Source organism: Streptomyces sp. NPDC043878 (assembly GCF_056435735.1).
Map to the genome: position 1 here is coordinate 173,188 of NZ_JBWKDW010000008.1, position 22,676 is coordinate 195,863.

Consider the following 22,676-nt stretch of genomic DNA (forward strand, 5'->3'; position numbering starts at 1 on the left):
GGGGTTGGTCCGGAGGGCTGCGCGGCAGTCGCGGCAGGTCCGTCCCCCCCCCCCCCCCCCCCCCCCCCCCCCGCGGCTGCCGCTGCCGGCCGCCGTGGTCTGCGCGCAACTCCCGCCGGTGCTCTGGGCGGTGGCGGCCGGCGGCGGTCCGCGCACGGTCACCGCCGCGGTGCTGCTGACAGCCGCGTTCGACACGGTGGCCGCGCTGCGGGTGGCCGGACGGCCCCTGCGGATCGTCGCCACCGTCGGGGCGTTCGCCACCGGCGGCTGGGGTGTCCTGGCGACCGGACTGCTGGCCCTGGACGCGACCGGACCGGGCGCCGCCGCCCGTGCGGCGACGCTCTTCGCCCTCGCGGCGGCGATCGCCTTCGCTGCCGCGTGGTTCGCTCCCCGCCCGGACCTGGCGACGGGCACGGCGGTGGCCGGCGGACTGTTCCTGGTCGCCGGCGCCGCGGGCGTGCTGCGCACCCTGCTGCCCGGCGAGTGGACGGTGCTCGCGTCTGTGGCCTGCGGGATCACGCTGCTCGCCGCCGTGCGGGATCCGCTGCCGGAGCCGGTGCGCCGGGGCGTCGGGCTGGCCTCGGCGGCGGTGCAGGGGTGCGCGGTGCTGTGGACGCTGCCGGTCGTGGGGATCGCCCTGCTGGGGCCGGCCACCGGGACGGCGCACGTGTGGGCCGGCGCTCCCGCCGACGCGCGGGCCGCGGTGACGGTCGGCGGCCTGTGGCCGTCGCACGCGGCCACGGCGCCGCTGGTCCTCCTCGCGGTGGCCGCGGTGCTCGCCCTGGTGGTGCGCGGCGCGGGACGGCGCCCGCAGGCGCTGACGGCGGCGCTCGTCCTCGTCTGGGCCGCGCTGCTGGTCCTCCCGGCCACCCTGGAACTGCCTTACGCGATCGGCCTGTTGACGCAGGGACTGGTCACGGTGGCGCTTGTCGGGTTCGTGACGCCGGTGGCCACCGGGCTCGCCGTGCTCACCTCCGCCGGCCTGTCCCTGCTCTCCCTGCCCACCGAGAACGGCACCCTCGTCGTGCTCGGTTCGCTGACGGCGCTGTTCGCGGGGGCCGCGTGGCGCGGGCGCCTCGCCCCGCTCTCGGCGCCCGTGTCCCTCGGGTACGCCACCGGGTTCGCCTGCGCCGCGGGCGCCTCGCTCGGCCTCCCGCCGCAGCACACCGCGCTGCTCCTGCTCGCCGTGCCGGCCGCCGCGGCACTGCTCGCGCCGCGCGTCGCCGACCTGCCCGTCAGGATCGCGGTCGAGGCGGCCGGAGCGGCCGCGGCTCTCGTCGCCGTCGGCCTGGCGCTCACCCACCCGCCCCTGCTCGCGCCGGTCCTCGCGCTGTGCGCGGTGATCGCCGCCGGCACGGCCGTCCGCCCCGACCGGCGCCCCGCCGGCCACGCGGCCGCCATCCTCTTCGTGCTGGCCACCTGGGTGCGGCTGGCGGCCTGGGGCGTCGGGACGCCGGAGGCGTACACGCTGCCGGTGGCGGCGCCCGCCCTGCTGGTCGGCGCCCTGCGCCGCCGCCGCGATCCGCAGGCGTCGTCCTGGACGGCGTACGGCCCCGGCCTCGCCGCCGGTCTGCTGCCGAGCCTCCTCGCGGCCTGGGGCGACCCGCACTGGGCCCGCCCGCTGCTGCTGGGCGCGGCGGCCCTGCTGGTCACGCTGCTCGGCGCCCGGCACCGCCTCCAGGCACCGCTCGGTCTCGGCGGCTCGGTCCTGGCCCTGGACGCGCTGCACGAACTCGCCCCGTATCTGGTGCAGGTGACCGACGCGCTCCCCCGCTGGGTACCTCCCGCCCTCGCCGGACTGCTGCTGCTCGCCGTCGGTGCGACGTACGAGCAGCGGCTGCGGGATGTCCGGCGGGTGCGGGAGGTCCTGGGGAGGATGGACTAGCCGGCCGCTACGGCATCTTGTCGCCGAGCAGGGCGAGGTTCTCGATGGCTGCGAGACCGTAGAGAGCGGTGTCGTTGCTGGACACCCAGGCGGCCTCGCTGCCCGGCACCAGGGCGGCGGGGCCGCTCAGCTTCTCCGTCTTCCAGGGCGCCGACTCCTGGTAGCCGTCGGAGTTGTAGAACTTGTCCCAGGCCCGCTTGGCGAGCTTCTCGTCCCCGGTCCGTACGGCGGCGTAGGCGTCGAGGCGGGAGTGGCCCTGGAAGAGCAGCAGGCTGCCGAAGTTGGAGCCGTAGCGCGCCGCCTGCTCCGCCTTGGTCGCGTTGAAGTAGCGGCAGTAGTCGAAGTAGGCGTCGTTGAACTTCGGCATGTCGACGAGGTCGATGAGTTCGGCGCACAGTTCGTTGAGGCCGAAGACGGCGGAGAGGTGCGAGACGCTGACGACCGGCGCCGCCGCCACGGCGAACCTCCCGGTGTCGAGGTCGTACAGCCCGCTGCCCTGCACGAACCCGTTGGGCTGGGCGGCGATGGTCTCCATGGTCGACAGGACCCGCGCCTTCGCCTTCTCCCACTTGGGGCCGCGGCGCTCCCACTCGGTCAGCCAGGCGGACACCAGGCCGCTCCAGTCGGTGCCGAAGCCGACCGACAGCGCGTGCCGGTCGGGTGTGTACGGCTCGGTGCGGATCTTGCGGATCGGGTCGAGGACGAGGAAGGTCTCGTCGGAGTCGACGTTGGCGTGCATGAGGTCGCCGACGCGCTCGTCGCCGGTGAGGAAGTAGTAGTAGCGCCGGTAGGTGGTGTTGGCGATGCGCTGCTGCTTGGCGCTGTCGGCGTAGTGCTGGACGCCGTGCCGGGTGCCGAGGCCCGCCCACTTGCCCAGGTGGTACACGTCGACCTCGCCGGTGTGCCGGGTCATGGACTCGGCGAAGCGGAAGATGTCGGCGCGGCCGCTTCTCAGGTAGGCGAGCCAGAGCCACAGGTCGGGCGACAGTTCGGAGTTGTCCCAGGCGTAGCCGCCGATGTCGTACCGCCACTGGTGCCGGACCGCGTCGTAGGTGTGCATGATGTCGCCGTGGTCCCAGAAGCCGTACCAACGGCGTTGCTCCACCTGGTCCTTGTAGTAGGTGAAGAGGAAGTCGAGGTGGTCCTCGATCTTCGCCTTGGCGGGTGTGGAGCGGTCGGGCTCGGAGTAGAGGCCGGGGCCGAGGACCCTGGCCCTGATCAGCTGCCGGGGCGGAGCGGCCAGCTGCGGCAACACCCGTACGGCCTGGACCTGTTGAGCGAGTGTCTCGGGGCTCGGGGTGGACTCGTTGGCCCAGAAGAGCAGTTCGGAGGTGCGGGCGATGCCGTAGGGCGTGCCGAACTCCGGCTCGTAGTCCTCGTAGGTGATGTTGAGACCTTCGAGCTGTTCGGCGTACGTATCCTGGCCCATGCCGTCGTGGTAGAACCGCAGGTCCATGGGCTGTGCCTCGGGAGACCAGAGCCAGAGGGTGACCTCGGCCTCGTCGGTCTGCGCGTCGCGGATGTCGAGCTGGGCGGGGAACCGCTCCCAGAAGTCCCGCAGTCCGAAGGAGAGTCCACCGCTCGCGCCACCCACGTACCCGAAGCCGGAGGCCCGTCCGCCTCCGCCGGCGCCGATCCAGCCGTGGCCCTTCTTGGTGCGTTTGCGCAGCGTGAAGCCGTCGGCGGAGAGCTGCGCGAGGGTGTAGTCGCCCCACTCGGGGATGTACTGGAGCCTGGTCGTCACCCGCTGGTCCCAGGTGGCCGGATCGGGCAGCTTCTGGCCGGCGTACTGGGCCGCCTGTACGGCGGCGCCGGGGTCCCGGCGCAGACCGGTGATGCCCTTGACCGCCTCCCGCAGCAGACCGGTGCCCTCGCCGCCGACGCGGATGTGCCGGTCGTAGGCCGCGTCCCGCATGGGCACCGTGAAGCGGACGCCGAGGCCGCGGATGAAGTCGCCGCTGCTCTTGCCGGGTTCCTGGGTGCCGTCGTAGGTGACGGTGTGCACCATGCGGAAGGAGTCGGCGCCCGCGTAGAAGTACAGGCGGACGGAGAACGGCAGCCAGCTCCGGTTGCCCCTGCGGTGCTTGCCGTCGATGCGGACGACCGCGCGGACCGGGCCCTTCTGCTCGACGGTGACCTCGGAGACGGCACCCTCGAAGCGCTCGGTCCTCACCGCGCCCTGGTCCTCGTCCTCGATCTCCGGCTGGCGGATCAGCACGAGACGGCCGTTCCGGGCGATCTCCGTGGAGCCCCGGGTCACCGACCTGATGAGCGTGGCGCCCGAGGTGGCGATGCTCGCGGTGATGACCCCGGTGGACACCTCGACGGTCCCGCCGCGCCGCACGACTGCGGCCTTCTTCTCCGGTACGGCCGTGTCCCCGGCGGTGAGGCTGAGCTTGCCGGTGCCCGAACTGACGGCGTGGGCGGTCCACTTGAGGGAGCCGTCCGGCCAGTAGGCGAGCGGCCAGGTCTGTACGGGAACGGCTTCGCCGGCCGCGTCCGTCACGGCGAACGTCTGGTCCGCCGCGTGGGTGCCCTTCGGCCAGGGGACGCCGACGGTCGAGCCGGGGGCGGCGCCGAGGCCGCCGTCCTCCAGCCAGTCCAGGGGCACGGGATCGGTGTCGGCGGCCGCGGCCACGGGCGCGGCCTGGGCGTCGCCGGCTCCGAGCGCCCAGCTGAACTGCGCGGCGGCTCCGGCGACGGCGGCCGCCTTGAGGAGGGACCTGCGGGGAATGGGGGACATGGTCTTTCCTTCCGTGCGGGGGTGCGGGTGGGGGTGGTTCGGGGACGCGCTCCCCGAATGGTCAGGGGCATGACAGACACAGGCAGGGCGCCGGGAGTACCAGCCTGCCGTGAGGAAACCGCACGTCAGCGGCGCCGGTGGCGCTCCTCGACGGCCACGGCCGCCGCAGCGACGGCGCCCAGGACGGGAACCGCGAGCGGCGCGAGGAACCAGGCGGAGCAGGCGACGACGGCCAGTCCGCCGACGAGCAGGAAGGAGCCGGCCGGGTCGAGGACGGTCCGCCGGCCCGCGTCCGCCAGCAGGGAACGCCAGGCCGAGCCGGGCGTCCACACGGCGGCCGCGCGCAGACCGGCCACGCCGAGGCCGATCAGCGCGAGCAGGCCCACGGCCCCCACCAGCGCCCCACCGGGCAGGCCGGCCCGCACGGCCTGGACGTCCACCCAGGCCACGGCCACCGCGGCCCAGCCGGCGACTCCGGCGAGCCACCCGCCGCGCACCGCCGCCCGGAAGTCGGCGACGAACTCGCGCACGCCGCCGGCCCGGTGGGCCGCGCGACGGCGCAGATGCCGGGCGCCGGCGGCGAACGCGGCCGGGTACGTCACCACCCCGGCCGAGGCCACCGCGATCCACACCCCGGTGAGCAGACACTCGGCGAACAGGGCGAACCGTTCGGCGAGGACGGACTCCCCGCGCGAGGCGCGGGCATCGGCGCGGGCTCTCGCGCGTGCTGTGGCCATGCCGGATCAGCCCTTCAGGCCGGACGTCGCCATGCCGTCGATGAGGTAGCGCTGGAAGGCGAGGAAGAACAGCAGGACGGGCAGCAGCGCCACCAGCGACATGGCGATCAGCCCGCCGTAGTTGGCGGCGACGCCGTCGGAGTCGCGGAACATCATCATTCCCAGGGAGACGGTGTACTTGCCGGGCTCGTTGAGGTAGATCAGCGGGCCCATGAAGTCGTTCCAGGCGTTGATGAACGTGAAGATCGCGCTGGTGATGAGCGCGGGCCGGCACAGCGGCAGCACGATCGACCAGTAGATCCTCAGGTGCCCGCAGCCGTCGATCCGCGCGGCCTCGTCGAGTTCCCTGGGCAGGTTGCGCATGAACTGCACCATGAGGAAGACGAAGAACGCCTCCGTCGCCAGGTACTTGCCGAGGAGCAGCGGCACATAGGTGTTGATCAGCTCCATCTTCTGGAACATCACGTACTGCGGGATGAGCAGCACGTGGTACGGCAGCAGCAGGGTGCCGATCATCAGCGCGAACATCAGGTTCCGCCCGGCGAACCTGATCCGGGCGAAGGCGTACGCGGTCAGCGAGCAGGAGATGAGGATGCCGGCGACGGCGCCGAGCGCGTAGAACAGGGAGTTCTGGAAGAACGTCAGGATCGAGATGTCCGCGATGCCGTCGGCCAGGCCCCTGAAGTTGCCGAGCACGGGACGGGCGGGGAACAGTTCCAGGCTGTTGACGATGTCCTTGCTGGGCTTGAACGAGGCGCCGACGACCCACAGGACCGGGTAGAGGACGACCGCGAGGACCAGCAGGGCGCCGACATGCCAGACGAGCGAGCCGGAGCGCCCGCGGCCGGGCGAATCGCTGGTGGAGGGGGAGCCGGAGGTGGTGGTGCTCATCGGGCGGCCTCCTCGTAGTGCACCCACTTCTTCTGCGACCAGAACAGGACCGCCGTCACCAGCGCCACGGCGAGCAGCAGCATCCAGGCCATGGCGGAGGCGAAGCCCATCTGGGCGTTCTTGAAGCCCTGCTGGTACAGGTAGCAGGTGTAGACGAGGGTGGCGTCGGCCGGTCCGCAGTAGCCGTTGGAGACGACGTAGGCGGAGCCGAAGATCTGGAACGAGTGGATGGTCTCCAGCAGCACGTTGAAGAAGAGGACCGGGGAGATCATCGGGAGGGTGATGTTCCAGAACCGCCGGAAGGGCCCGGCGCCGTCCATCGCGGCCGCCTCGTACAGCTCCCTGGGCACCTGCTTCAGCCCCGCGAGGAAGATCACCATCGGGGCGCCGAACTGCCAGACCGTCAGCGCGACCAGGCTGTAGAGGATCCAGTCCGGGTTGCCGACCCAGCCTCCGACGTCGAAGCCGAGGAACGACTGCGTACGGTCCACGACCGCGTCGTCCGAGAAGAGGGCGCGCCACACGAAGCCGACGGAGACACTCGCGCCGATCAGCGAGGGGGCGTAGAACGCGGCCCGGTAGAACGCCTGGCCGCGCCGGCTCTGCGCGAGCAGCAGGGCGACCCCGAGGGCGAGCAACAGCTTCAGCGGGGTCCCGATGACGACGTACTTGGCCGTCACCTCGACCGACCGCTGCCACCGGGGGTCGTCGAACATCCGGGTGAAGTTGCCGAACCCGATCCACTTCGGGGAGTCGAAGAGGTTGTAGTCGGTGAAGGCGAAGTAGAGCGAGGCGGCCATGGGTCCCGCGGTCAGCAGCAGGAAGCCCGCGATCCAGGGGGACATGAACAGATAGCCGGCGAGGTTCTCCCGCCGCCCCCGCCGCTTGACGGCGGCGGGGGCGGCGGGAGGGACCTTCCGGATGTCGGGCGGAGAGTCCTCGACGAGCGTCACGGGTGTTCCCATCAGGCTTGGAAGGCGGCCTCGGACTCGGAGAAGAACTGCTTCACCGCGTCGGAGACCTTGGTCTTGCCCTGGGCCATGTCGCCGCCGATGCGCAGGAAGGCGGCCTCGACCGTGTCGGCGCCGGACGGGTGCGGGGTGATCGTCCCCAGGACGCCCGCCTTGGCGGTGTCGTTCTCGTACCGCGCGATCTCCGTGCCCACCTCGTCGGTCGGCTTGTACGCCTCGTACTGCTCGGTGCTGGCGAGGATGCCGCGGTCGTAGCCCATGATCTTCCCGACCTCGGGGTCATGGACCATGAAATCGATGAACTGGGCGACCTCCTTGGGGTGCTTGGTGCGGGCCGAGCCGCTGAGCATCAGGGAGGCGAGGTACTGGCCGGTGTGCCTGCCGTCCGTGGTGGGGATCGGGGCGAGACCGTAGGTGCTGTCGCCCTCCGCGGAGTAGCGGACCGCGAAGTTGTCCCAGGTGAACTCGGAGGCGCCGTGCGCGGCGGTCACCGACGACTTGGGCTTGTCCTGCTCGACGGTCTTCGGGGAGGTGATGATCCCGGCCTTGACCCGGTTGTAGGCGTCCGTCCACCACTCCGTCAGGTCGGCCTGGTCGAACCCGAGTCCGTCCTTGTCGAAGAACGCCTTGCCGTTCTGGCGGAGGTAGAGGTCGTAGAGGTACATGATGCTGAAGTAGCCCGTGTCCCCCGGGACGCCGGTCTTGTCGTGGATCGTCTTGAGGGCCTTGAAGTAGTCGTCCCAGGTCCAGCCCGCCTTCGGGTCGACCCCGGCCTTCGAGAACGCCTTCCTGTCGATGACCAGCGCCATGGTGTTCGAACCGACGGGGACGCCGAGCTGCTTGCCGTCGACCTCGCCGACCGTGGTGACCCCCTCGCGGAAGTGGTCCAGGCTCAGATTCCCCGCGTCGATCTGGGACTTGAGGTCCAGCAGGATGCCGCGCTTGTCGTACTTCCGAAGAAATCCAACGGCGTTCTGGAATACGTCCGGTGGATTTCCGCCCGCGGCCTGCGTCTGGAACTTCTCCCAAAAGGAGACGTAGTCCTGGAAGTCCGTCTTCACCTTGATCTTCGGATACTTCTTCTCGAAGAGCGCGATGGACTGGTTGATCTTCTTGGCCCGTTCGTCGGCACCCCACCAGGAGTAACGGATCGTCACCGTTCCGTCGGCCGACGTACCGCTGTCGCCACCACAGCCGGTGGTCGCCGCCAGCCCCAGTGCGGCCGCCGTCGCCCCGGCCGCCTTCAAGATCGTACGCCTCTCAACATTCCTGCTGGTTCGCACAGTCGGACCCTCCCCGCAGCGTCGTTGGCGCCTGCATGAATCGTTTCAAGTAAGCGCTTGCTGGCACAAGTTACGGAGGGGGCCGGAGTGCGTCAATGATTCGGACAGGAATTCTTACGACCCCTCAGGTCGCGTTGGCGCGATGTCGCCTGGGCATGCCGGACGGCGACGGGTGAGACACCGCAGGTGACAGCCCTCGGCCGGGTCACGGCGAGAGAAAGCGGTTGCGGAACAGGGTCGGCCGCTCGGCCGAAAAACTTCGGCCGCCGGGAACCCGCCTCCGGGCCGACCACACGCGGACATGGGTCACGCGACCGGACACGCGCCCCGCTCCCGGAGCATCCGGTCCGGCGATCCCGGCTCCGCGACCCCCCGGAAGGAGACCCCCTGACGGGACCTCCTGACGGACACCGCGGCGGACACGGTCCGTACACACGACGACGACGGCCCGCCTGCTCTCTGGCAGACGGGCCGTCGTGTCGGGGTGGGCGATACTGGGTTCGAACCAGTGACCTCTTCGGTGTGAACGAAGCGCTCTTCCACTGAGCTAATCGCCCGGACGCAGGGAGAACATTACCCCATGTCAGCGGATGCCCGTGACCGGCGACGACCGACCCCGGCCGTCGCCGCGCGGGTCACCGGCCCGCCCCGCGGCGGGTCACTGGTCCTTGATCTTCCAGGGCATCTCGAAGCCGAACTTCCACACGTAGATCCCCACGAGCACGGCCACGATCACCAGGCCGACCACCGTGAGGACGATGTTGCGCCGGCGGACGCTGGGATCGAGGGCGCGCTGCGCCGCCTCGGTGACCTTGCGCTTGGTCCAGCGCAACACCAGCTGGGCCCAGACGAACTCGGTCGCCCAGATGGCCATGCCGCCGAAGATCACCACCCAGCCCGGTCCGGGCAACGGCAGCATCACGATGCCGGCGGCCACCACCGCGAGCCCGATGACGAAGACGCCCACCTGCCAGCTGAGGTGCAGCATCCGGCGCGCCTTGATGAATTCCGGCGCCTTGGAGCCGAGCCCCTGCTCGTCCTTCGCGCCGTCCGACCTCGTCTCCTCCGACACCACGGCAACCTCGCCCGGATCGTCACTCCCCGTATTCATACGGGAAGACCCTACCGGACGGAAACCGGTCACCGGAATGGTCGTACCGTGCAAACACGCCCTCGGCCGGAAGAGTTACGTAATCGCACGCAAAACACCCAGAGGGGTTTACAACGGCACCGTAGGTGGCATGTCGATTTCGCCGACGTGCGAATCCCCGAGCGCACACTGAGCGAAAGGCCCTGGCGCTTATGAACACCACGGTCAGCTGCGAGCTGCACCTGCGCCTCGTTGTGTCGAGCGAGTCCTCCCTGCCTGTCCCCGCAGGCCTGCGGTACGACACGGCCGACCCCTACGCCGTGCACGCCACCTTCCACACCGGAGCCGAGGAAACCGTCGAGTGGGTGTTCGCCCGCGACCTCCTGGCTGAGGGCCTCCACCGGCCCACCGGTACCGGCGACGTCCGTGTCTGGCCATCGCGCAGTCATGGCCAGGGCGTCGTATGCATCGCCCTGAGCTCCCCCGAGGGCGAAGCCCTGCTCGAAGCCCCGGCGCGAGCGCTGGAGTCCTTCCTGAAGCGGACGGACGCGGCCGTGCCGCCCGGCACGGAACACCGGCACTTCGATCTGGACCAGGAACTCTCACACATCCTGGCGGAGAGTTAGCCGAGGCCGCCACAGAGCCGCCCGGCGCCGTCCACTCGGGGAGACGGCTCGGGCCCGGACAACCGCATAGGGCACGCGCCCGGCGCCGTCACCGTGGACCACTCCACGGGGCGGCGCCGGCCGCGTTCCGGGCGGTGCGGGGCCGTCCGCCGTAGCGGGCGCGGCTGCTCGCGGTGAGAAGGGCGGCGCCCCCGGGCTCCCGGCCTCCGGAGCCCGGGCCGTCCCGCGGGCCGGGGAGCGCGGGCGCGGGGAACCCCCGGCGCGTGGGCGGCGTTGTCAGGTCAGATGTACGTGGCTGTGCGGGCGGGCCGGTTCCCGGTCGGCCCGAAGCCACTACGATCGGCCAGCATCGGCGGGCGCCCGCCCGTCCCCCAGGCCAGGGAGCGAAACGTGCTGATCACCCACGACACCCGGTGCGCCCTCGACACCGTGGTGGATCTGGTGAACACCGCGCCGGAGGACGACGCGGTGCCGGAAGCGTTGCCGGACGTGGCCGCCCTCGAGGACTTCGTACGCAACCACGACATCAGCGACGTCACGGTGCTCTCGGAGTTCGACCTCTCCGCGGTGCGCAAGATCCGCGGCCGGTTCGCCGGCGTCTTCGCCGCCCCCGACGCCCGGGCCGCCGCCGTACTGATCAACGAACTGGTCGCCGCCGCCGGCACCACCCCCCGGCTCACCAACCACGACGGCTACGACTGGCACGTGCACTACTTCGCGCCCGGCGCCTCGGTCGCCGACCATCTGGCGGCCGACTGCGGAATGGCGCTGGCGTTCTTCGTCGTCGCCGGCGAGCAGGAGCGGCTGCGGCGCTGCGAGGCGCCCGACTGCCGGCGCGCCTTCGTCGACCTGTCCCGCAACCGCTCACGGCGCTACTGCGACAGCCGTACCTGCGGAAACCGCCTGCACGTGGCCGCGTACCGGGCCCGGCGCAAGGAGGCCGCGGGCTGAGCGTGGGGACGAGAGATGGATGAGGTCGTGGTCCCCGGCGGGTGACGCCGGGAACCACGGGTACGGCTCACAGCATCAGCAGGTCGTGCAACGAGGCCATGAGCAGCAGACACCCGATCACCGCAAGGAAGATCATCAGCGGTGGCTGGGAAAGGGCGAAGAGGCACCCGCGCGGCTCGTCCTGAGGTGGCGCGGCGTCGCTCTGTGTCGTGTCCAGCATCTCGCGGTGATGATGACGTAGTCGGCACCCGCTGCGCGATCAACACGCCAGGGAGGCACGGGTGTTCGCCATTTCCGTGACTTTGGGTCCAGGTCGTGATCGTTTACGGACGCGCGCCGACCCGCTGTGTCGTTTCCGCTCCTCGGACGGCCGTCAGATGCCGTGCTTCTTGAGGATGGCCTCGATGTCACTGAAGTCGTCGGTGGACGAGGCGCGGGGCGCGGCGGCGGGCCGGGCGGCCGGGCGGGCGCTCCGGCTCAGCGAGGGCGCCGAGGCGTCGGGGGCCACCGCCTCGCGCCTGCCGGCCCCGGCTTCCCCGCGCCCGGTGCGGCCGCCACGCCGGCGCTCCACGGCGCGAGTGGTCACGAACAGGGCCCAGGCCCCGCCGAGCACGGCGAAGCCGGCCCAGGCCGTGGGGCTGAACGCGGTGTCGGCGGCCCAGCCGACGACCCCGGTCATCACCAGCCCGACGGGCACGAGGGAGTAGGCGGCGATGCGGGCGGCCGCGAGGAAGCGCTTGCGGTACGCCGTCACCACCGCGATGCCCAGGCCGGCCGCGGAGACGGCGGAACAGACGGTCTCGGCAATCATCCGGTCCTCCAGGCAGGGTTCGGGCGGGCGGGGCACTTCGTCCCTTCCATCCTGCACCGTCCGCACCCCGCCGGGCCACGCTCCGGCCGGACATCAGGGACATCTCCGGGTCGGCTCCTCCGCAGGTGCCGGTCGACGACGTACGGTCCACGGCGCTGCGGGCGGATCACTCGGTGGCGGGGACCGGTCCGGTTGGGGTGTACGGGTCCGGGCTGGAAGACTGGGCACATGAGCGACTCCTCCCCCGCCCGGCCCGCCGTCCCCGTCCTGGACGTCTGGTGCGAACTGCAGTGCCCGGACTGCCGCGATGCGCTGGACGACCTGCGCGCCCTGCGCGCCCGGTACGGCGAGCGCCTGGAGGTGCGGCTGCGGCACTTCCCGCTGGAGAAGCACAAGTACGCCTTCGCCGCCGCGCAGGCCGCCGAGGAGGCAGCGGAGCAGGGACAGGGCTGGCCGTACGTCGAGGCGGTGCTCGGCCGGGTGGCGGAACTGGACCGCGAGGGCGAGCCGCTTCTCGTCGAGGTGGCCCGTGAACTCGGCCTGGACGCGGAGGAGTTCGACACCGCGCTGATCGACGGCCGGCACATCCTGATCGTGGACGCCGACCAGGCCGAGGGCAAGGCGATCGGCGTCACCGGCACCCCCACCTATGTCATCGGCGGCGAGCGCCTCGACGGCGGCAGGAGTCAGGAGGGGCTGCGCGAGCGCGTCCAGGAGATCGCGGACCGGCTGCTGGCCGAGGGCGCGTGACCCGCGGGGCGGCGCCTCAGAACAGTTCCTTGTAGACGTGGCGCACGGTCGTCCCGTAGCCCAGCGACTCGTAGAGCCGTTCCGCGGGAGGGTTGCCCGCGAAGACGTTGAGGCGGATCGCCGGACGTCCGGCCCCGACGGCCTGTGCCTCCGCGAGCAGCATCAGCGTCCGACCATGTCCCCGGCCCCGGTACGAGGGGGCGGTCTCGACGTCGTAGACGAAGGCCCGGCCGTCGAGGGAACCCGTCCACAGCGTGCCGACCGGCGTTCCCTCGTGTTCCAGGACGCTGAGCAGCGCGCCCTCGGTGGCCAGGCCGTCGGGCAGGAGCGTCGCTTGGTCCTTCTCGGCCTTGGCCCGGGCCTCGGCCTCGGGCACGCCGCGCTCGATCCAGTCCCGCGCGTACGACTCCGTCCCGAGTTCCCGCCAGACCTCGAACTCGGCCGGCGTCATCGCCCGGCCCCGGCTTCCGGCCGGCAACTCGGGCGGGGTGTCGCCGAGGGGTTTCTCCATCGTGCGGTTGCGCAGGACGTACCCGAGAGCCGTGGCCAGCCGCTGCGCCGCCTCGCAGTCCGCCGGCACCGACGCCTCGATCCGCCGGCCGCCCCAGCCGCGGGCCACCTCCTCGGCGGCCAGCGCCGCCACCGTGCCCCGGCCCCGCCGGCGGTCCGGCTCCTCGATGCGCAGGTCCAGGATCCGTACCACCGTGGGACCGAACGCGAGGCTCGTGCCGAGGTGTATCGCGCCGACGGGACGGCTGTTCACGCAGACCTGGTAGCGGCGCGAACGCGTCCCGTCGGCTGCGTGCTGAAGCGGCTCGGTCGGCCGCAGGGTCGTGGTCATCAGGGGAGTTCTACCCGGCGCGAGGCATCGCGTCAGCCGAATAACGGCGAGAACCGCGGGACACGCCGCCTGCGGGCCCCACGGCTCGCGAACACGGCGGTTGCGACCAGGGCCCGGCGCTCCGGCCACGGGGATCGCGGGGCGGGCGGACCGCCGGCCTCACCAACTCGACTGCCCCCGGCGTCCACGGCGCCGCCGCGACGCCCCGCTCACGGATCGAGGTCGTCCCCGGACCGCTCGTCGAAGACGCGCACGGCCTTGGCGGTGACCGGGCCCGGTGTGCCGGCGAGTTCGCGGTCGTCGACGCGGTGCACGGCCTGTACGTCCCGCAGGGTGGAGGTCAGGAAGATCTCCTCGGCTCGTTCCAGCACGTCCAGCGGCAGGTCGGTCTCCTTGGCTCCGGTCCACTCGACGGCCAGTTCCCGGGTGATGCCCGCGAGGCAGCCGGAGGCGAGCGGCGGGGTGTGGATCTCGCCGTCGAGGACGACGAACACGTTCGACCCGGTGCCCTCGCATAGCCGGCCGGCCGTGTTGGCGAACAGCGCCTCGGAGGCGCCCTGTTCACGGGCGCGGGCCAGCGCGACGACGTTCTCGGCGTACGAGGTCGTCTTCAGGCCGGTGAGCGCGCCGCGCTCGTTGCGGGTCCAGGGCACGGTGATCACGGCCGTGGAGTCGGCGCGGCGGCCGGTCTCGCCCAGGGCGACGACGAGTGTGGTGCCCTGGTCGCCGCGGTCGGAGCCGAGCGGGCCGTGGCCGCCGGTGTAGGTGATGCGCAGCCGGCCCAGCGGCATCGGGTTGGCCTCCAGGACGGCGGCGCAGGCGCGGCGGACCTCGTCGAGGTCGGGGTCGGGCAGGCCGAGGCCGCGTGCGGAGCGGGTCAGCCGGTCGAGGTGGCGGGTGAGCGCGAACGGCTTTCCGGCCACCGCCTTCACCGTCTCGAAGATGCCGTCGCCCACGGTCAGCCCGTGGTCGAACACGGAGACGCGGGCTGAGTCCATGTCCTGCAGCCCGCCGTCGAGCCAAAGCTTCACGTCAGTTCCTCCATACTCACCCCGTACGTGCCCGACGCTATCGCGAGCAGCCGGGACGCCTTCAGTTCGGTCTCCCGCCACTCCCCCTCGGGGTCGGAGCCCCAGGTGATGCCGGCACCGGTGCCGAAGCGCAGCGCGCCGGCCGCGCGGTCGATCCAGAAGGTACGGATGCCGACCGCCAGCTCGCCCGTCCCCCGGTCGGCGTCGACCCAGCCGACACCGCCGCAGTACGGGCCCCGGTCCGCCGTCTCCAGCTCCCCGATGATCCGCAGGGCGCTCGGCTTGGGGGCGCCGGTGACGGACCCGGGCGGGAAGGCGGCGCCGAGCAGTTCGGCCCAGCCGGCGTCCTCGCCCAGCTCGCCCCGGACCGTCGACACCAGGTGCACCAGGCCCGGGTGCTTCTCCAGCACGCACAGGTCGGGCACGGTGACGCTGCCGGCCGCGCAGACCCGCCCGAAGTCGTTGCGGACCAGGTCCACGATCATCACGTTCTCGGCGAAGTCCTTCTCCAGGAGGTCGGCCTCGGTCCGCCCGGTGCCCTTGATCGGCCCGGACTCCACGGTCCGGCCGGCGCGGCGCAGGAACAGTTCGGGGGAGGCGGTGGCCAGCTCGACGCCGTGCCCGGGCAGGCGGATCGTTCCTGCGTACGGTGCCGGGTTGCCGCGCGCGAGCAGGGCCGTCAGCGCGTCCACGTCGGCCTCGGGTGCCACGGGCGCGGACAGCACCCGGCAGAGGTTCGCCTGGTAGACCTCGCCGGCCGCGATGTACTCGCGGATCCGCCGCACACCCGCCGTGTACGCCTCGCGGTCGAGGGACGACGTCCAGTCACCGGCGGCGGGCCCGCGCCAGCCGCCCGGCACGGGGGCGGGTACCGGCTCGTGGTGCACGTCCCTGAAGCGGGCGCAGGTCAGGCCGCCCTCGAAGTCCGCGCGGACGGCCCAGAAACCGGCGGAGTCGAGGGCCGCCGGATCGCTGGTGACGTCGAGGAGACCGGTGGCGACACGGTCACCGAATCGGGCGAGAGGAGGCAGGCGAAGCACGCGTCGAGTCTATGGCGGGGGTCCGACACCTGGCCTGACCATGTCGTTCCCGGGGTCCCGGCCATGTCCGCGGCCAGGTGCAGGGCAGCACGCTGCACAAACGCGTTTTTGTGCTGGCCGGGGAATCCGCTAGAGTTCAACACGTCGCCGCGCCGCGCAAGCGGAGCGGAAACGGCACGCGGACGTAGCTCAGTTGGTAGAGCGCAACCTTGCCAAGGTTGAGGTCGCCAGTTCGAACCTGGTCGTCCGCTCGCAGGAAGTGGGGGTTCTTCCCGATCCCCCGCACTCCTGGTGGAGTGGCCGAGAGGCGAGGCAACGGCCTGCAAAGCCGTCTACACGGGTTCAAATCCCGTCTCCACCTCCAAGGACGATTAGCTCAGCGGGAGAGCGCTTCCCTGACACGGAAGAGGTCACTGGTTCAATCCCAGTATCGTCCACCGGAGCCCTCGGGCTTCAGGAGCCGCAAGGCTTCGACCCCGCGCGATTAGCTCAGCGGGAGAGCGCTTCCCTGACACGGAAGAGGTCACTGGTTCAATCCCAGTATCGCGCACGCAGTTCGCACCACCCGTGGTCCCCTCGCGCGATTAGCTCAGCGGGAGAGCGCTTCCCTGACACGGAAGAGGTCACTGGTTCAATCCCAGTATCGCGCACCAGCCGAATCCCCCGGCCGTCTCGACGGCCGGGGGATTCGTCGTCTGCCGGCCGCCGTCAGCTGGAGAACAGCATGTGGCCGAAGCTCTTGCTCCGGTGGTGGCCTCCGTGGCCGTGACCGCCGTAGTGGCCGCCGCCGTGCTGCTGGGCGCCCCAGGCGGGGGCCTGAGGGGCCGGGTAGCCCTGCGGGACGCCCGGGGGCGGCGGGGCCGGCTGGGACCACTGGGACTCCAGGCGGGTCAGCGCCTCCAGCTCGCCGAAGTCGAGAAAGATGCCGCGGCAGCCGCTGCACTGCTCGATCTGGACACCGTTGCGGTTGTACGTGTGCATCGGCGCATGGCACTTGGGACACTGCATGGTCGGCTCAACTCCTCGCCGGTCGGTCCTGCTTCGTGTTTCGCCAGGACAGACACTGTCCGGCTGCGATCGGTTGCACCCTACTTCGCGGGGCCGGGCGCCAACTCCGGGGGGAGCGAACCCATTCGGTCACAGGCGTCGACGACGGCCTCCTCCACCTCGTCCAGCGGGCGGCCCGCGCCGGCGGCCTTGGCCACGGCCCGGGCCGCGGTCTGCACACTCAGGGCGCGGGCCGGCACGTCCAGGGCGGGCCAGGGATCACCGTCCGCCGGGACGGCGGGGCCGCCGGCCGCCCGGTAGGCGGCCAGGAAGCGGGCCCACTCGCCGGGCGGCAGGAGACCGCAGGCGTACCAGGCCGCGGGGCGCGCCAGGTCCCAGGCGGCCGGCCCGGTACCGAGGTCGTCCACGTCGATGAGCAGCCACGGGCCGTCGGGGGCCGGGTGGCGGACGAGCTGGCCGAGGTGGAGGTCGCCGTGGCAGAGGGTCGTGGTGTCCGGCGGAGGCGCCTCGGCGCGGGCCCAGGCCGGGAGGGTGGCCCAGGCGCGCAGCACGGGCGCGGTCGCCGGATGGTCCGCCGCGGTCGCGCGGAGACGGGAGACGGCGAGGGCCGCCTTGGCGGGGCCGCGCATGGCGGGCAGGCCGGCGACCGGGGCGGGGGCGCGGTGCAGCCGGGCGAGGAGGGTGGCGGCCTCCTCCCAGGGGGCGGCGTCCGGGTCGCCCGGGTCGACCGGGGTGCCGTGGGGCCAGAAGGTCACGGGCCTGCCGTACAGCTCGGCCGGTGTCGTGCCGAGCGGGGGCAGGAGGATGCCGGGGAGGAGGGTCGCGGCGCTGAGACGGAGGGCGAGCGCGGCGACGGGGGTCGCGGGGGCGTGGGCCTTCGCCACGGTGCCGGCATGGTGGACGACCGTGCCGTCGGGGCGGTCGGCGAGGGTGCCGGACGCCTCGCAGGCGCAGTCCGCCGTCCGCGCGTGGGCCTCGGCCCGGGCTCTCGAGGCCAGCGCGGGCGGCAGCGGGTCGGCGGTCACGGGGCTCCCTGGGACGTACGGATCTGCCCGAGCGTACGCAGGCCGGGCGGCTCCTGGTTCCGGGCATGGCGATGCCGGCGCAGCTCCCCAGCTGCGCCGGCATCTCTTGCCGTCCGCCGCACCCCCGTCCCCACGGGGTTTCATGGGTGGATGTCCCCGCCCGGACCGCTCTTCCGGGCCTGGGAGCGCCGCTCAGCGCCCCAGCATCACGCCCACGGACGACGCCTGTGTGGCCACTGTCTCCCAGCCGTCGAAGACGAGCAGGAGCAGTGCCGCCAGGGGAAGGGCCATGAGTGTCGCCACCAGGGGGTGGCGGCGGCCTTCACGGCGGGTACGGAACACGGTGCGGTACGCCTTGCGCTCCTGGGTGCGGACCAGTGTCCGCGGTGCCGTGAAAGCCATGGTCCCTCTCCTGACCGTTCTCCGGTGTGGTTGGCAGCGGCGGGTGTCTGACCTCGGGGGACGAGTGCTGCACCCGCCGCTTGACCTCAAATCTAGGCGTCCGGCGCCCGGCGCACGTCATGCCCTCGTACCGATTGCCGGGCCTCCCGGAGGATGAGCCGTGACCTGCGGACTACTCCCCTGGGTGGAGACGCGGACCGGGGTCTCAGGGTCTTCCCGGAGGGGCTGCCCGGTGTGCCCCTATGTTTCCGAGCCGTCCTCCCGCGGGATCGGCTGCTCGACCAGCGCGAGGACCCGGTTGGCCATGAAGCGGGCCGTGCGGACCACGGAGCCGTTGCGGGTGACTTCGCTCACTTCCACGACACCTCGGCGTACCGCTGTCTCCACCCGGCGGCCCGCCCTGCTCGCCACCACCTCGTACGTGCGCGTCGTGTCCCCAGCGTCCACGACTATTTCCACGCGGTCACCCTTCACGGGCACAATCCCCCTTCTGTGACGGGTGGTTGGGGGCACCGACCGGCCAAACCAGGCCTGTTCTCAGGCTCCCTGACCACTCTTCAATTCTCCCACCCGGCACTGACAATCGATCGGGTCGAGAGGGCGCGGCCTCTGCGCGCGGGCGGCCGGGGAAACGTAAGCTGTGGCACGTCACACGGACCGGGCAGCGGGGATGGACATGGCGATGATGCGCCTGAGGCGCGAGGACCCGCGCGTCGTCGGCTCGTTCAGGCTTCACAGACGGCTCGGCGCGGGCGGCATGGGAGTGGTCTACCTCGGCTCGGACCGCAAGGGGCAGCGGGTCGCGCTGAAGGTCATCCGGCCGGATCTGGCGGAGGACCAGGAGTTCCGGTCGCGCTTCGCACGGGAGGTCTCGGCGGCGCGGCGGATCCGCGGCGGCTGCACGGCGCGGCTGGTCGCGGCCGACCTCGACGCGGAGCGGCCGTGGTTCGCCACCCAGTACGTGCCCGGGCCGTCCCTGCACGACAAGGTCGCCGACGAGGGCCCGCTGGGCGCGGCCGAGGTCGCCGCGATCGGGGCCGCGCTGTCGGAGGGCCTGGTCGCGGTCCACGAGGCCGGGGTCGTGCACCGGGACCTGAAGCCCTCGAACATCCTGCTCTCCCCCAAGGGCCCGCGGATCATCGACTTCGGGATCGCCTGGGCCACGGGCGCCTCGACACTCACGCACGTCGGCACGGCGGTCGGCTCGCCGGGCTTCCTGGCGCCGGAGCAGGTGCGCGGCGCCGCCGTCACCCCCGCCACCGACGTGTTCTCGCTCGGGGCGACCCTGGCGTACTCCTCGATGGCGGACTCGCCCTTCGGACACGGCAGTTCCGAGGTGATGCTGTACCGGGTGGTGCACGAGGAGGCGCAGCTGCACGGTGTGCCGGACGCGCTGGCGCCGCTCGTGCGGGCCTGTCTGGCGAAGGACCCCGAGGAGCGGCCCAGCACGCTGCAGCTGTCGCTGCGCCTCAAGGAGATCGCGGCCCGCGAGGCCCAGGGCCTGGCCGACGGACGGCCGCCCGCGCCCCGCGCCGGGGACGCGGACCGGCCCGTCGCGCGGCTCGCCGACACCTATCCGGACCGGGCGCCCCAGCGGCGTCCGCAGGGACAGCAGGGCGGCCCGGGCACTCCTCACCCGGCGCGCGGAGCCGCACCCGCGTCCCGCGGTCCCGCTCCCTCGCGGGGCGGCGGTGTCTCACGCGGCGGTGGCGCCTCACCCCGGTCCGGGTCCCGGCCCTCGTCCGCCGCGCGCAACACGACCCGTTCCGGCGGCGGCAGCCGGCCCGCGCCACGCAGCGGTACCGGCCGTCCGTCGTCCCGGAACACCGGCTCGGGACGGCGGCCCGCCAATCCGCGGCTGCTGCGCCAGCGGCTGTTCGTCTTCGTCGTGGTCACGGTGCTCGTGGCGCTCGGCATCGCGGCGGCACAGGGCTGCCAGGGTCCGTCGCGCGGGCTGGGCGGCACGGGCGACGTCGTACAGCGGGAGCAGGGGCGGACCGGGACGGACGTACGGCTGGCCCCGCCCGGGCACCCCACGGGCGGCTGAGCCCGGCCCGGGGAGGTGGCCGGGGCCGTGCGGCGCGCGCTCGGAACCGGCGTCAGCCCGGCGAGGTGGGCAGGGCCGTGCGGCGCGCGCTCGGAACCGGCGTCAGCCCAGGGGGCGGCCCGAGGCCACCGCGTAGAAGGCGACCGCTGCCGCCGCGCCCACGTTGAGGGAGTCGACGCCGTGGGACATGGGGATGCGGACCCATTCGTCGGCGGCCACCAGGGCCTGGGTGGAGAGGCCGTCTCCCTCGGCGCCGAGCATCAGGCCCACCCGGTCCATCGTGTGCGGGGCGGCCTCGTCGAGGGACCGGGCCTTCTCGTCGGGTGTGAGGGCGAGCAGCGTGAAGCCGGCCTCGCGGACCGACTCCAGGCCCTTGGGCCAGGTGTCCAGTCGCGCGTACGGCACGGCGAAGACGGCCCCCATCGACACCTTGACGCTACGGCGGTACAGCGGGTCGGCGCAGTCCGGCGAGAGCAGGACCGCGTCCATGCCGAGGGCGGCGGCCGAGCGGAAGATCGCGCCGATGTTGGTGTGGTCGTTGACCGACTCCATGATCACGACTCGGCGGGCCGTCTGGAGGAGGTCGGCGGCCGTGGGGAGCGGCTTGCGCTGCATGGAGGCGAGGGCGCCGCGGTGCACGTGGTAGCCGGTGACCCGCTCGGCGAGTTCCGGGCCGACGGCGTACACCGGCGCGGGGAGTTCGTCGATGACGTCCCGCATGACGTCCACCCACTTGGCGGACAGCAGCATCGACCGCATCTCGTACCCGGCGTCCTTGGCCCGGCGGATGACCTTCTCACCCTCGGCGATGAACAGGCCCTCGGCCGGTTCGCGCCTGCGGCGCAACTCGACGTCGGTCAGGCCCGTGTAGTCGCGCAGGCGCGGGTCGTCGGGGTCCTCAACGGTGATGAGATCGGCCACAGGGTGATACTGCCTTGTCCTCGGAGCGGTGCCAACGGCTGGGAACGGGTTGTGTTACCCGGGGTTACTCGGCCGGCCGCACCAGACCGGGCACACCCACGTTCACGACCTCGCCCACGACGATCACCGCCGGCGACCTGACCTCCTGCGACCGTACGGTCTCGGCGACCGTGGCGAGGGTGGCGTCGACCCGGCGCTGGGCGGCCGTCGTGCCCTCCTGGACCAGGGCGACCGGGGTCTCGGGGGACTTGCCGTGCGCGACCAGGGTCTCCGCGATCCGGCCGATCTTGTCGACGCCCATCAGGATCACCAGGGTGCCGGTCAGCTTCGCCAGGGACGGCCAGTCGGCGAGGGAGCGCTCGTCGTCCGGGGCGACATGGCCGCTGACCACAGTGAACTCGTGTGCGACCCCGCGATGGGTGACCGGGATGCCCGCGACGCCCGGCACCGAGATCGAACTGGAGATGCCGGGTACCACGGTGCACGGGATGCCGGCCGCGGCCAGCGCCTGGACCTCCTCCATGCCGCGGCCGAAGACGAACGGGTCGCCGCCCTTGAGGCGGACGACCGACCTGCCCTGCTTGGCGTGCTCGATCAGGGCGTTGTTGATGGCCTCCTGGGCCATGTAACGGCCGTACGGGATCTTCGCCGCGTCGATCACCTCGACGTGCGGGGGCAGTTCCGCCAGCAGGTCCCGGGGGCCGAGGCGGTCCGCGATGACGACGTCGGCCTCGGCGAGCAGCCGGCGGCCGCGCACCGTGATCAGGTCCGGGTCGCCGGGGCCGCCGCCGACCAGGGCGACGCCCGGAACCCGGGTGCGGTGGTGCGGAGCGACCAGGGTGCCGTCGCGCAGGCCCTCGACGACGGCGTCCCGGATGGCGGCGGTGTGCCGGGGGTCGCGGCCCCCGGCGCGGGTGGTGAGGACGGCGACCGTGACGCCCTCGCTGTGGCCGGTGGCCGGGGTCCAGGCGGTGGCCGCGTCGGCGTCGTCGGAGCGGACGCACCACACGCGGTGCCGCTCCGCCTCCGCGGAGGCCGCGCTGTTGGCGGCGGGGTCGCTGGTGGCGATCAGGGCGTACCAGGCGCCCACGAGGTCGCCGTCGGCGTACGGGCGCCGCTCCCAGGTGATCTCGCCCGCGTCCGCCATGGCCTCGACCGACGGGGTCGCCTCCGGGGACACCAGCAGGAGGTCCGCGCCGGCCGCTATCAGGGCCGGCAGCCGGCGCTGGGCGACCTGGCCGCCGCCGAGGACGACGACACGTCGGCCGGTGAGGCGGAGACCTACGGGGTAGGCGGGGTTTTCGGCCATGAGGTGCGGCTCCTCGGACAGACAGGGGCGAGCGGCAGGGGCGGGGCGCTGCGACTCTGGAGCGGCCCTGACGTGGGGATCTTAGGCTGCGGGTTCAGCGTACGGCGGGGGCGGGGGGCGGGCGCGCACGGCGGGACCCGGCGGCAGCGGCGCGCGGGAGGCGTCCCTGCGACGGTACGGACGGCGGGGGGGGGGGGGGGGCGCCCCCCCCCCCCCCCGTCTCCCTCCCCCCCCCCCCCCCCGAACCTCACCTCGCGACCCCTTTTCTCCCCCCCCTCCTTCTCTTTCCCCACAGTAGTGTCCCCAACGCGTCC

Annotated in this window: 22 protein-coding genes and 6 tRNA genes; 10 read left to right on the plus strand and 18 right to left on the minus strand. The window is 72.5% G+C overall.

The window, feature by feature from the left end; genetic code table 11:
- Nucleotides 1-118 precede the first annotated feature (118 nt).
- A complete protein-coding gene (locus AC07AZ_RS13880; RefSeq protein WP_478847189.1) occupies nt 119-1,885 on the plus strand; it encodes an SCO7613 C-terminal domain-containing membrane protein in 1,767 nt (588 codons plus the stop codon).
- 7 nt (nt 1,886-1,892) lie between these two features.
- On the opposite strand, the gene AC07AZ_RS13885 is transcribed toward AC07AZ_RS13880, so the two are convergent.
- The 7 genes from AC07AZ_RS13885 to AC07AZ_RS13915 form a co-directional block, all read right to left on the minus strand.
- Complete coding sequence (locus tag AC07AZ_RS13885; RefSeq protein WP_478847191.1) at nt 1,893-4,628, minus strand: exo-rhamnogalacturonan lyase family protein; 2,736 nt, start codon at nt 4,626-4,628, stop codon at nt 1,893-1,895.
- A gap of 125 nt (nt 4,629-4,753) precedes the next feature.
- Nucleotides 4,754-5,365 (minus strand): hypothetical protein, encoded by a 612-nt coding sequence (locus AC07AZ_RS13890; RefSeq protein WP_478847193.1) that lies wholly within the window; start codon nt 5,363-5,365, stop codon nt 4,754-4,756.
- A 6-nt stretch (nt 5,366-5,371) separates the two neighbouring features.
- On the minus strand, nt 5,372-6,256 hold the full coding sequence (locus tag AC07AZ_RS13895) for a carbohydrate ABC transporter permease (RefSeq protein WP_478847195.1): 885 nt from the start codon (nt 6,254-6,256) through the stop codon (nt 5,372-5,374).
- The gene (locus AC07AZ_RS13900; RefSeq protein ID WP_478847197.1) at nt 6,253-7,221 is read right to left on the minus strand and encodes a carbohydrate ABC transporter permease; all 969 of its coding nucleotides are present in this window, start codon (nt 7,219-7,221) and stop codon (nt 6,253-6,255) included. The genes AC07AZ_RS13895 and AC07AZ_RS13900 overlap by 4 nt, the downstream gene beginning before the upstream one ends.
- Nucleotides 7,221-8,510 (minus strand): ABC transporter substrate-binding protein, encoded by a 1,290-nt coding sequence (locus tag AC07AZ_RS13905; RefSeq protein WP_478847199.1) that lies wholly within the window; start codon nt 8,508-8,510, stop codon nt 7,221-7,223. Before AC07AZ_RS13905 ends, AC07AZ_RS13900 begins: the two co-directional genes overlap by 1 nt.
- A 485-nt stretch (nt 8,511-8,995) precedes the next feature.
- A tRNA-Val gene (locus AC07AZ_RS13910) sits at nt 8,996-9,067 on the minus strand.
- 101 nt (nt 9,068-9,168) lie between these two features.
- The gene (locus AC07AZ_RS13915; RefSeq protein WP_478847201.1) at nt 9,169-9,621 is read right to left on the minus strand and encodes a TIGR02611 family protein; all 453 of its coding nucleotides are present in this window, start codon (nt 9,619-9,621) and stop codon (nt 9,169-9,171) included.
- A gap of 191 nt (nt 9,622-9,812) precedes the next feature.
- On the opposite strand from AC07AZ_RS13915, the gene AC07AZ_RS13920 reads away from it, so the two are divergent.
- Nucleotides 9,813-10,226, plus strand: coding sequence for an SsgA family sporulation/cell division regulator (locus AC07AZ_RS13920; protein ID WP_004002642.1), 414 nt, complete (start codon nt 9,813-9,815; stop codon nt 10,224-10,226).
- A gap of 390 nt (nt 10,227-10,616) precedes the next feature.
- Nucleotides 10,617-11,177 (plus strand): CGNR zinc finger domain-containing protein, encoded by a 561-nt coding sequence (locus AC07AZ_RS13925; RefSeq protein ID WP_478847203.1) that lies wholly within the window; start codon nt 10,617-10,619, stop codon nt 11,175-11,177.
- Nucleotides 11,178-11,244: 67 nt separating this feature from the next.
- Here AC07AZ_RS13925 and AC07AZ_RS13930 read toward each other — a convergent pair whose 3' ends face one another.
- The gene (locus tag AC07AZ_RS13930) at nt 11,245-11,397 is read right to left on the minus strand and encodes a hypothetical protein (protein WP_371672706.1); all 153 of its coding nucleotides are present in this window, start codon (nt 11,395-11,397) and stop codon (nt 11,245-11,247) included.
- A gap of 153 nt (nt 11,398-11,550) precedes the next feature.
- The gene (locus AC07AZ_RS13935) at nt 11,551-11,988 is read right to left on the minus strand and encodes a hypothetical protein (RefSeq protein ID WP_478847206.1); all 438 of its coding nucleotides are present in this window, start codon (nt 11,986-11,988) and stop codon (nt 11,551-11,553) included.
- Nucleotides 11,989-12,216: 228 nt separating this feature from the next.
- On the opposite strand from AC07AZ_RS13935, the gene AC07AZ_RS13940 reads away from it, so the two are divergent.
- On the plus strand, nt 12,217-12,738 hold the full coding sequence (locus AC07AZ_RS13940) for a DsbA family protein (RefSeq protein ID WP_478847208.1): 522 nt from the start codon (nt 12,217-12,219) through the stop codon (nt 12,736-12,738).
- Between the two features lie 16 nt (nt 12,739-12,754).
- Here the strand turns inward: AC07AZ_RS13940 and AC07AZ_RS13945 are convergent, their stop codons facing one another.
- The 3 genes from AC07AZ_RS13945 to AC07AZ_RS13955 all read right to left on the minus strand — a co-directional run bounded on the left by AC07AZ_RS13945 (nt 12,755) and on the right by AC07AZ_RS13955 (nt 15,650).
- On the minus strand, nt 12,755-13,579 hold the full coding sequence (locus tag AC07AZ_RS13945; protein WP_478847210.1) for a GNAT family N-acetyltransferase: 825 nt from the start codon (nt 13,577-13,579) through the stop codon (nt 12,755-12,757).
- Nucleotides 13,580-13,788: 209 nt separating this feature from the next.
- A complete protein-coding gene (locus AC07AZ_RS13950; protein WP_478847212.1) occupies nt 13,789-14,610 on the minus strand; it encodes an aminotransferase class IV in 822 nt (273 codons plus the stop codon).
- The gene (locus tag AC07AZ_RS13955) at nt 14,607-15,650 is read right to left on the minus strand and encodes a chorismate-binding protein (protein WP_478847214.1); all 1,044 of its coding nucleotides are present in this window, start codon (nt 15,648-15,650) and stop codon (nt 14,607-14,609) included. Before AC07AZ_RS13955 ends, AC07AZ_RS13950 begins: the two co-directional genes overlap by 4 nt.
- A gap of 178 nt (nt 15,651-15,828) precedes the next feature.
- Here AC07AZ_RS13955 and AC07AZ_RS13960 point away from each other — a divergent pair.
- The 5 genes from AC07AZ_RS13960 (at nt 15,829) to AC07AZ_RS13980 (ending at nt 16,303) form a co-directional block, all read left to right on the plus strand.
- A tRNA-Gly gene (locus tag AC07AZ_RS13960) sits at nt 15,829-15,901 on the plus strand.
- 39 nt (nt 15,902-15,940) lie between these two features.
- Nucleotides 15,941-16,014 (plus strand) — tRNA-Cys (locus AC07AZ_RS13965).
- A 1-nt stretch (nt 16,015) separates the two neighbouring features.
- Nucleotides 16,016-16,087: transfer RNA gene (locus AC07AZ_RS13970), tRNA-Val, on the plus strand.
- A 41-nt stretch (nt 16,088-16,128) separates the two neighbouring features.
- Nucleotides 16,129-16,200, plus strand: a tRNA-Val gene (locus AC07AZ_RS13975).
- Between the two features lie 28 nt (nt 16,201-16,228).
- Nucleotides 16,229-16,303 (plus strand) — tRNA-Val (locus tag AC07AZ_RS13980).
- A gap of 55 nt (nt 16,304-16,358) precedes the next feature.
- On the opposite strand, the gene AC07AZ_RS13985 is transcribed toward AC07AZ_RS13980, so the two are convergent.
- From AC07AZ_RS13985 to AC07AZ_RS14000, 4 genes are all read right to left on the minus strand, one after another.
- A complete protein-coding gene (locus AC07AZ_RS13985; RefSeq protein WP_478847216.1) occupies nt 16,359-16,658 on the minus strand; it encodes a TFIIB-type zinc ribbon-containing protein in 300 nt (99 codons plus the stop codon).
- 80 nt (nt 16,659-16,738) lie between these two features.
- Nucleotides 16,739-17,683, minus strand: a complete 945-nt coding sequence (locus tag AC07AZ_RS13990) for a phosphotransferase family protein (protein ID WP_478847218.1) — start codon at nt 17,681-17,683, stop codon at nt 16,739-16,741.
- Between the two features lie 192 nt (nt 17,684-17,875).
- Complete coding sequence (locus AC07AZ_RS13995; protein WP_478847220.1) at nt 17,876-18,085, minus strand: hypothetical protein; 210 nt, start codon at nt 18,083-18,085, stop codon at nt 17,876-17,878.
- Between the two features lie 240 nt (nt 18,086-18,325).
- A complete protein-coding gene (locus tag AC07AZ_RS14000; protein ID WP_478847222.1) occupies nt 18,326-18,559 on the minus strand; it encodes a hypothetical protein in 234 nt (77 codons plus the stop codon).
- 196 nt (nt 18,560-18,755) lie between these two features.
- Here AC07AZ_RS14000 and AC07AZ_RS14005 point away from each other — a divergent pair, with 196 nt between their 5' ends.
- Nucleotides 18,756-20,132 (plus strand): serine/threonine-protein kinase, encoded by a 1,377-nt coding sequence (locus AC07AZ_RS14005; RefSeq protein WP_478847383.1) that lies wholly within the window; start codon nt 18,756-18,758, stop codon nt 20,130-20,132.
- A gap of 102 nt (nt 20,133-20,234) precedes the next feature.
- On the opposite strand, the gene AC07AZ_RS14010 is transcribed toward AC07AZ_RS14005, so the two are convergent.
- Both AC07AZ_RS14010 and cobA read right to left on the minus strand, forming a co-directional pair.
- Nucleotides 20,235-21,053 (minus strand): TrmH family RNA methyltransferase, encoded by an 819-nt coding sequence (locus AC07AZ_RS14010; RefSeq protein WP_478847224.1) that lies wholly within the window; start codon nt 21,051-21,053, stop codon nt 20,235-20,237.
- Nucleotides 21,054-21,117: 64 nt separating this feature from the next.
- Nucleotides 21,118-22,362 (minus strand): uroporphyrinogen-III C-methyltransferase, encoded by a 1,245-nt coding sequence (cobA, locus tag AC07AZ_RS14015; RefSeq protein ID WP_478847226.1) that lies wholly within the window; start codon nt 22,360-22,362, stop codon nt 21,118-21,120.
- Between the last annotated feature and the right edge of the window lie 314 nt (nt 22,363-22,676).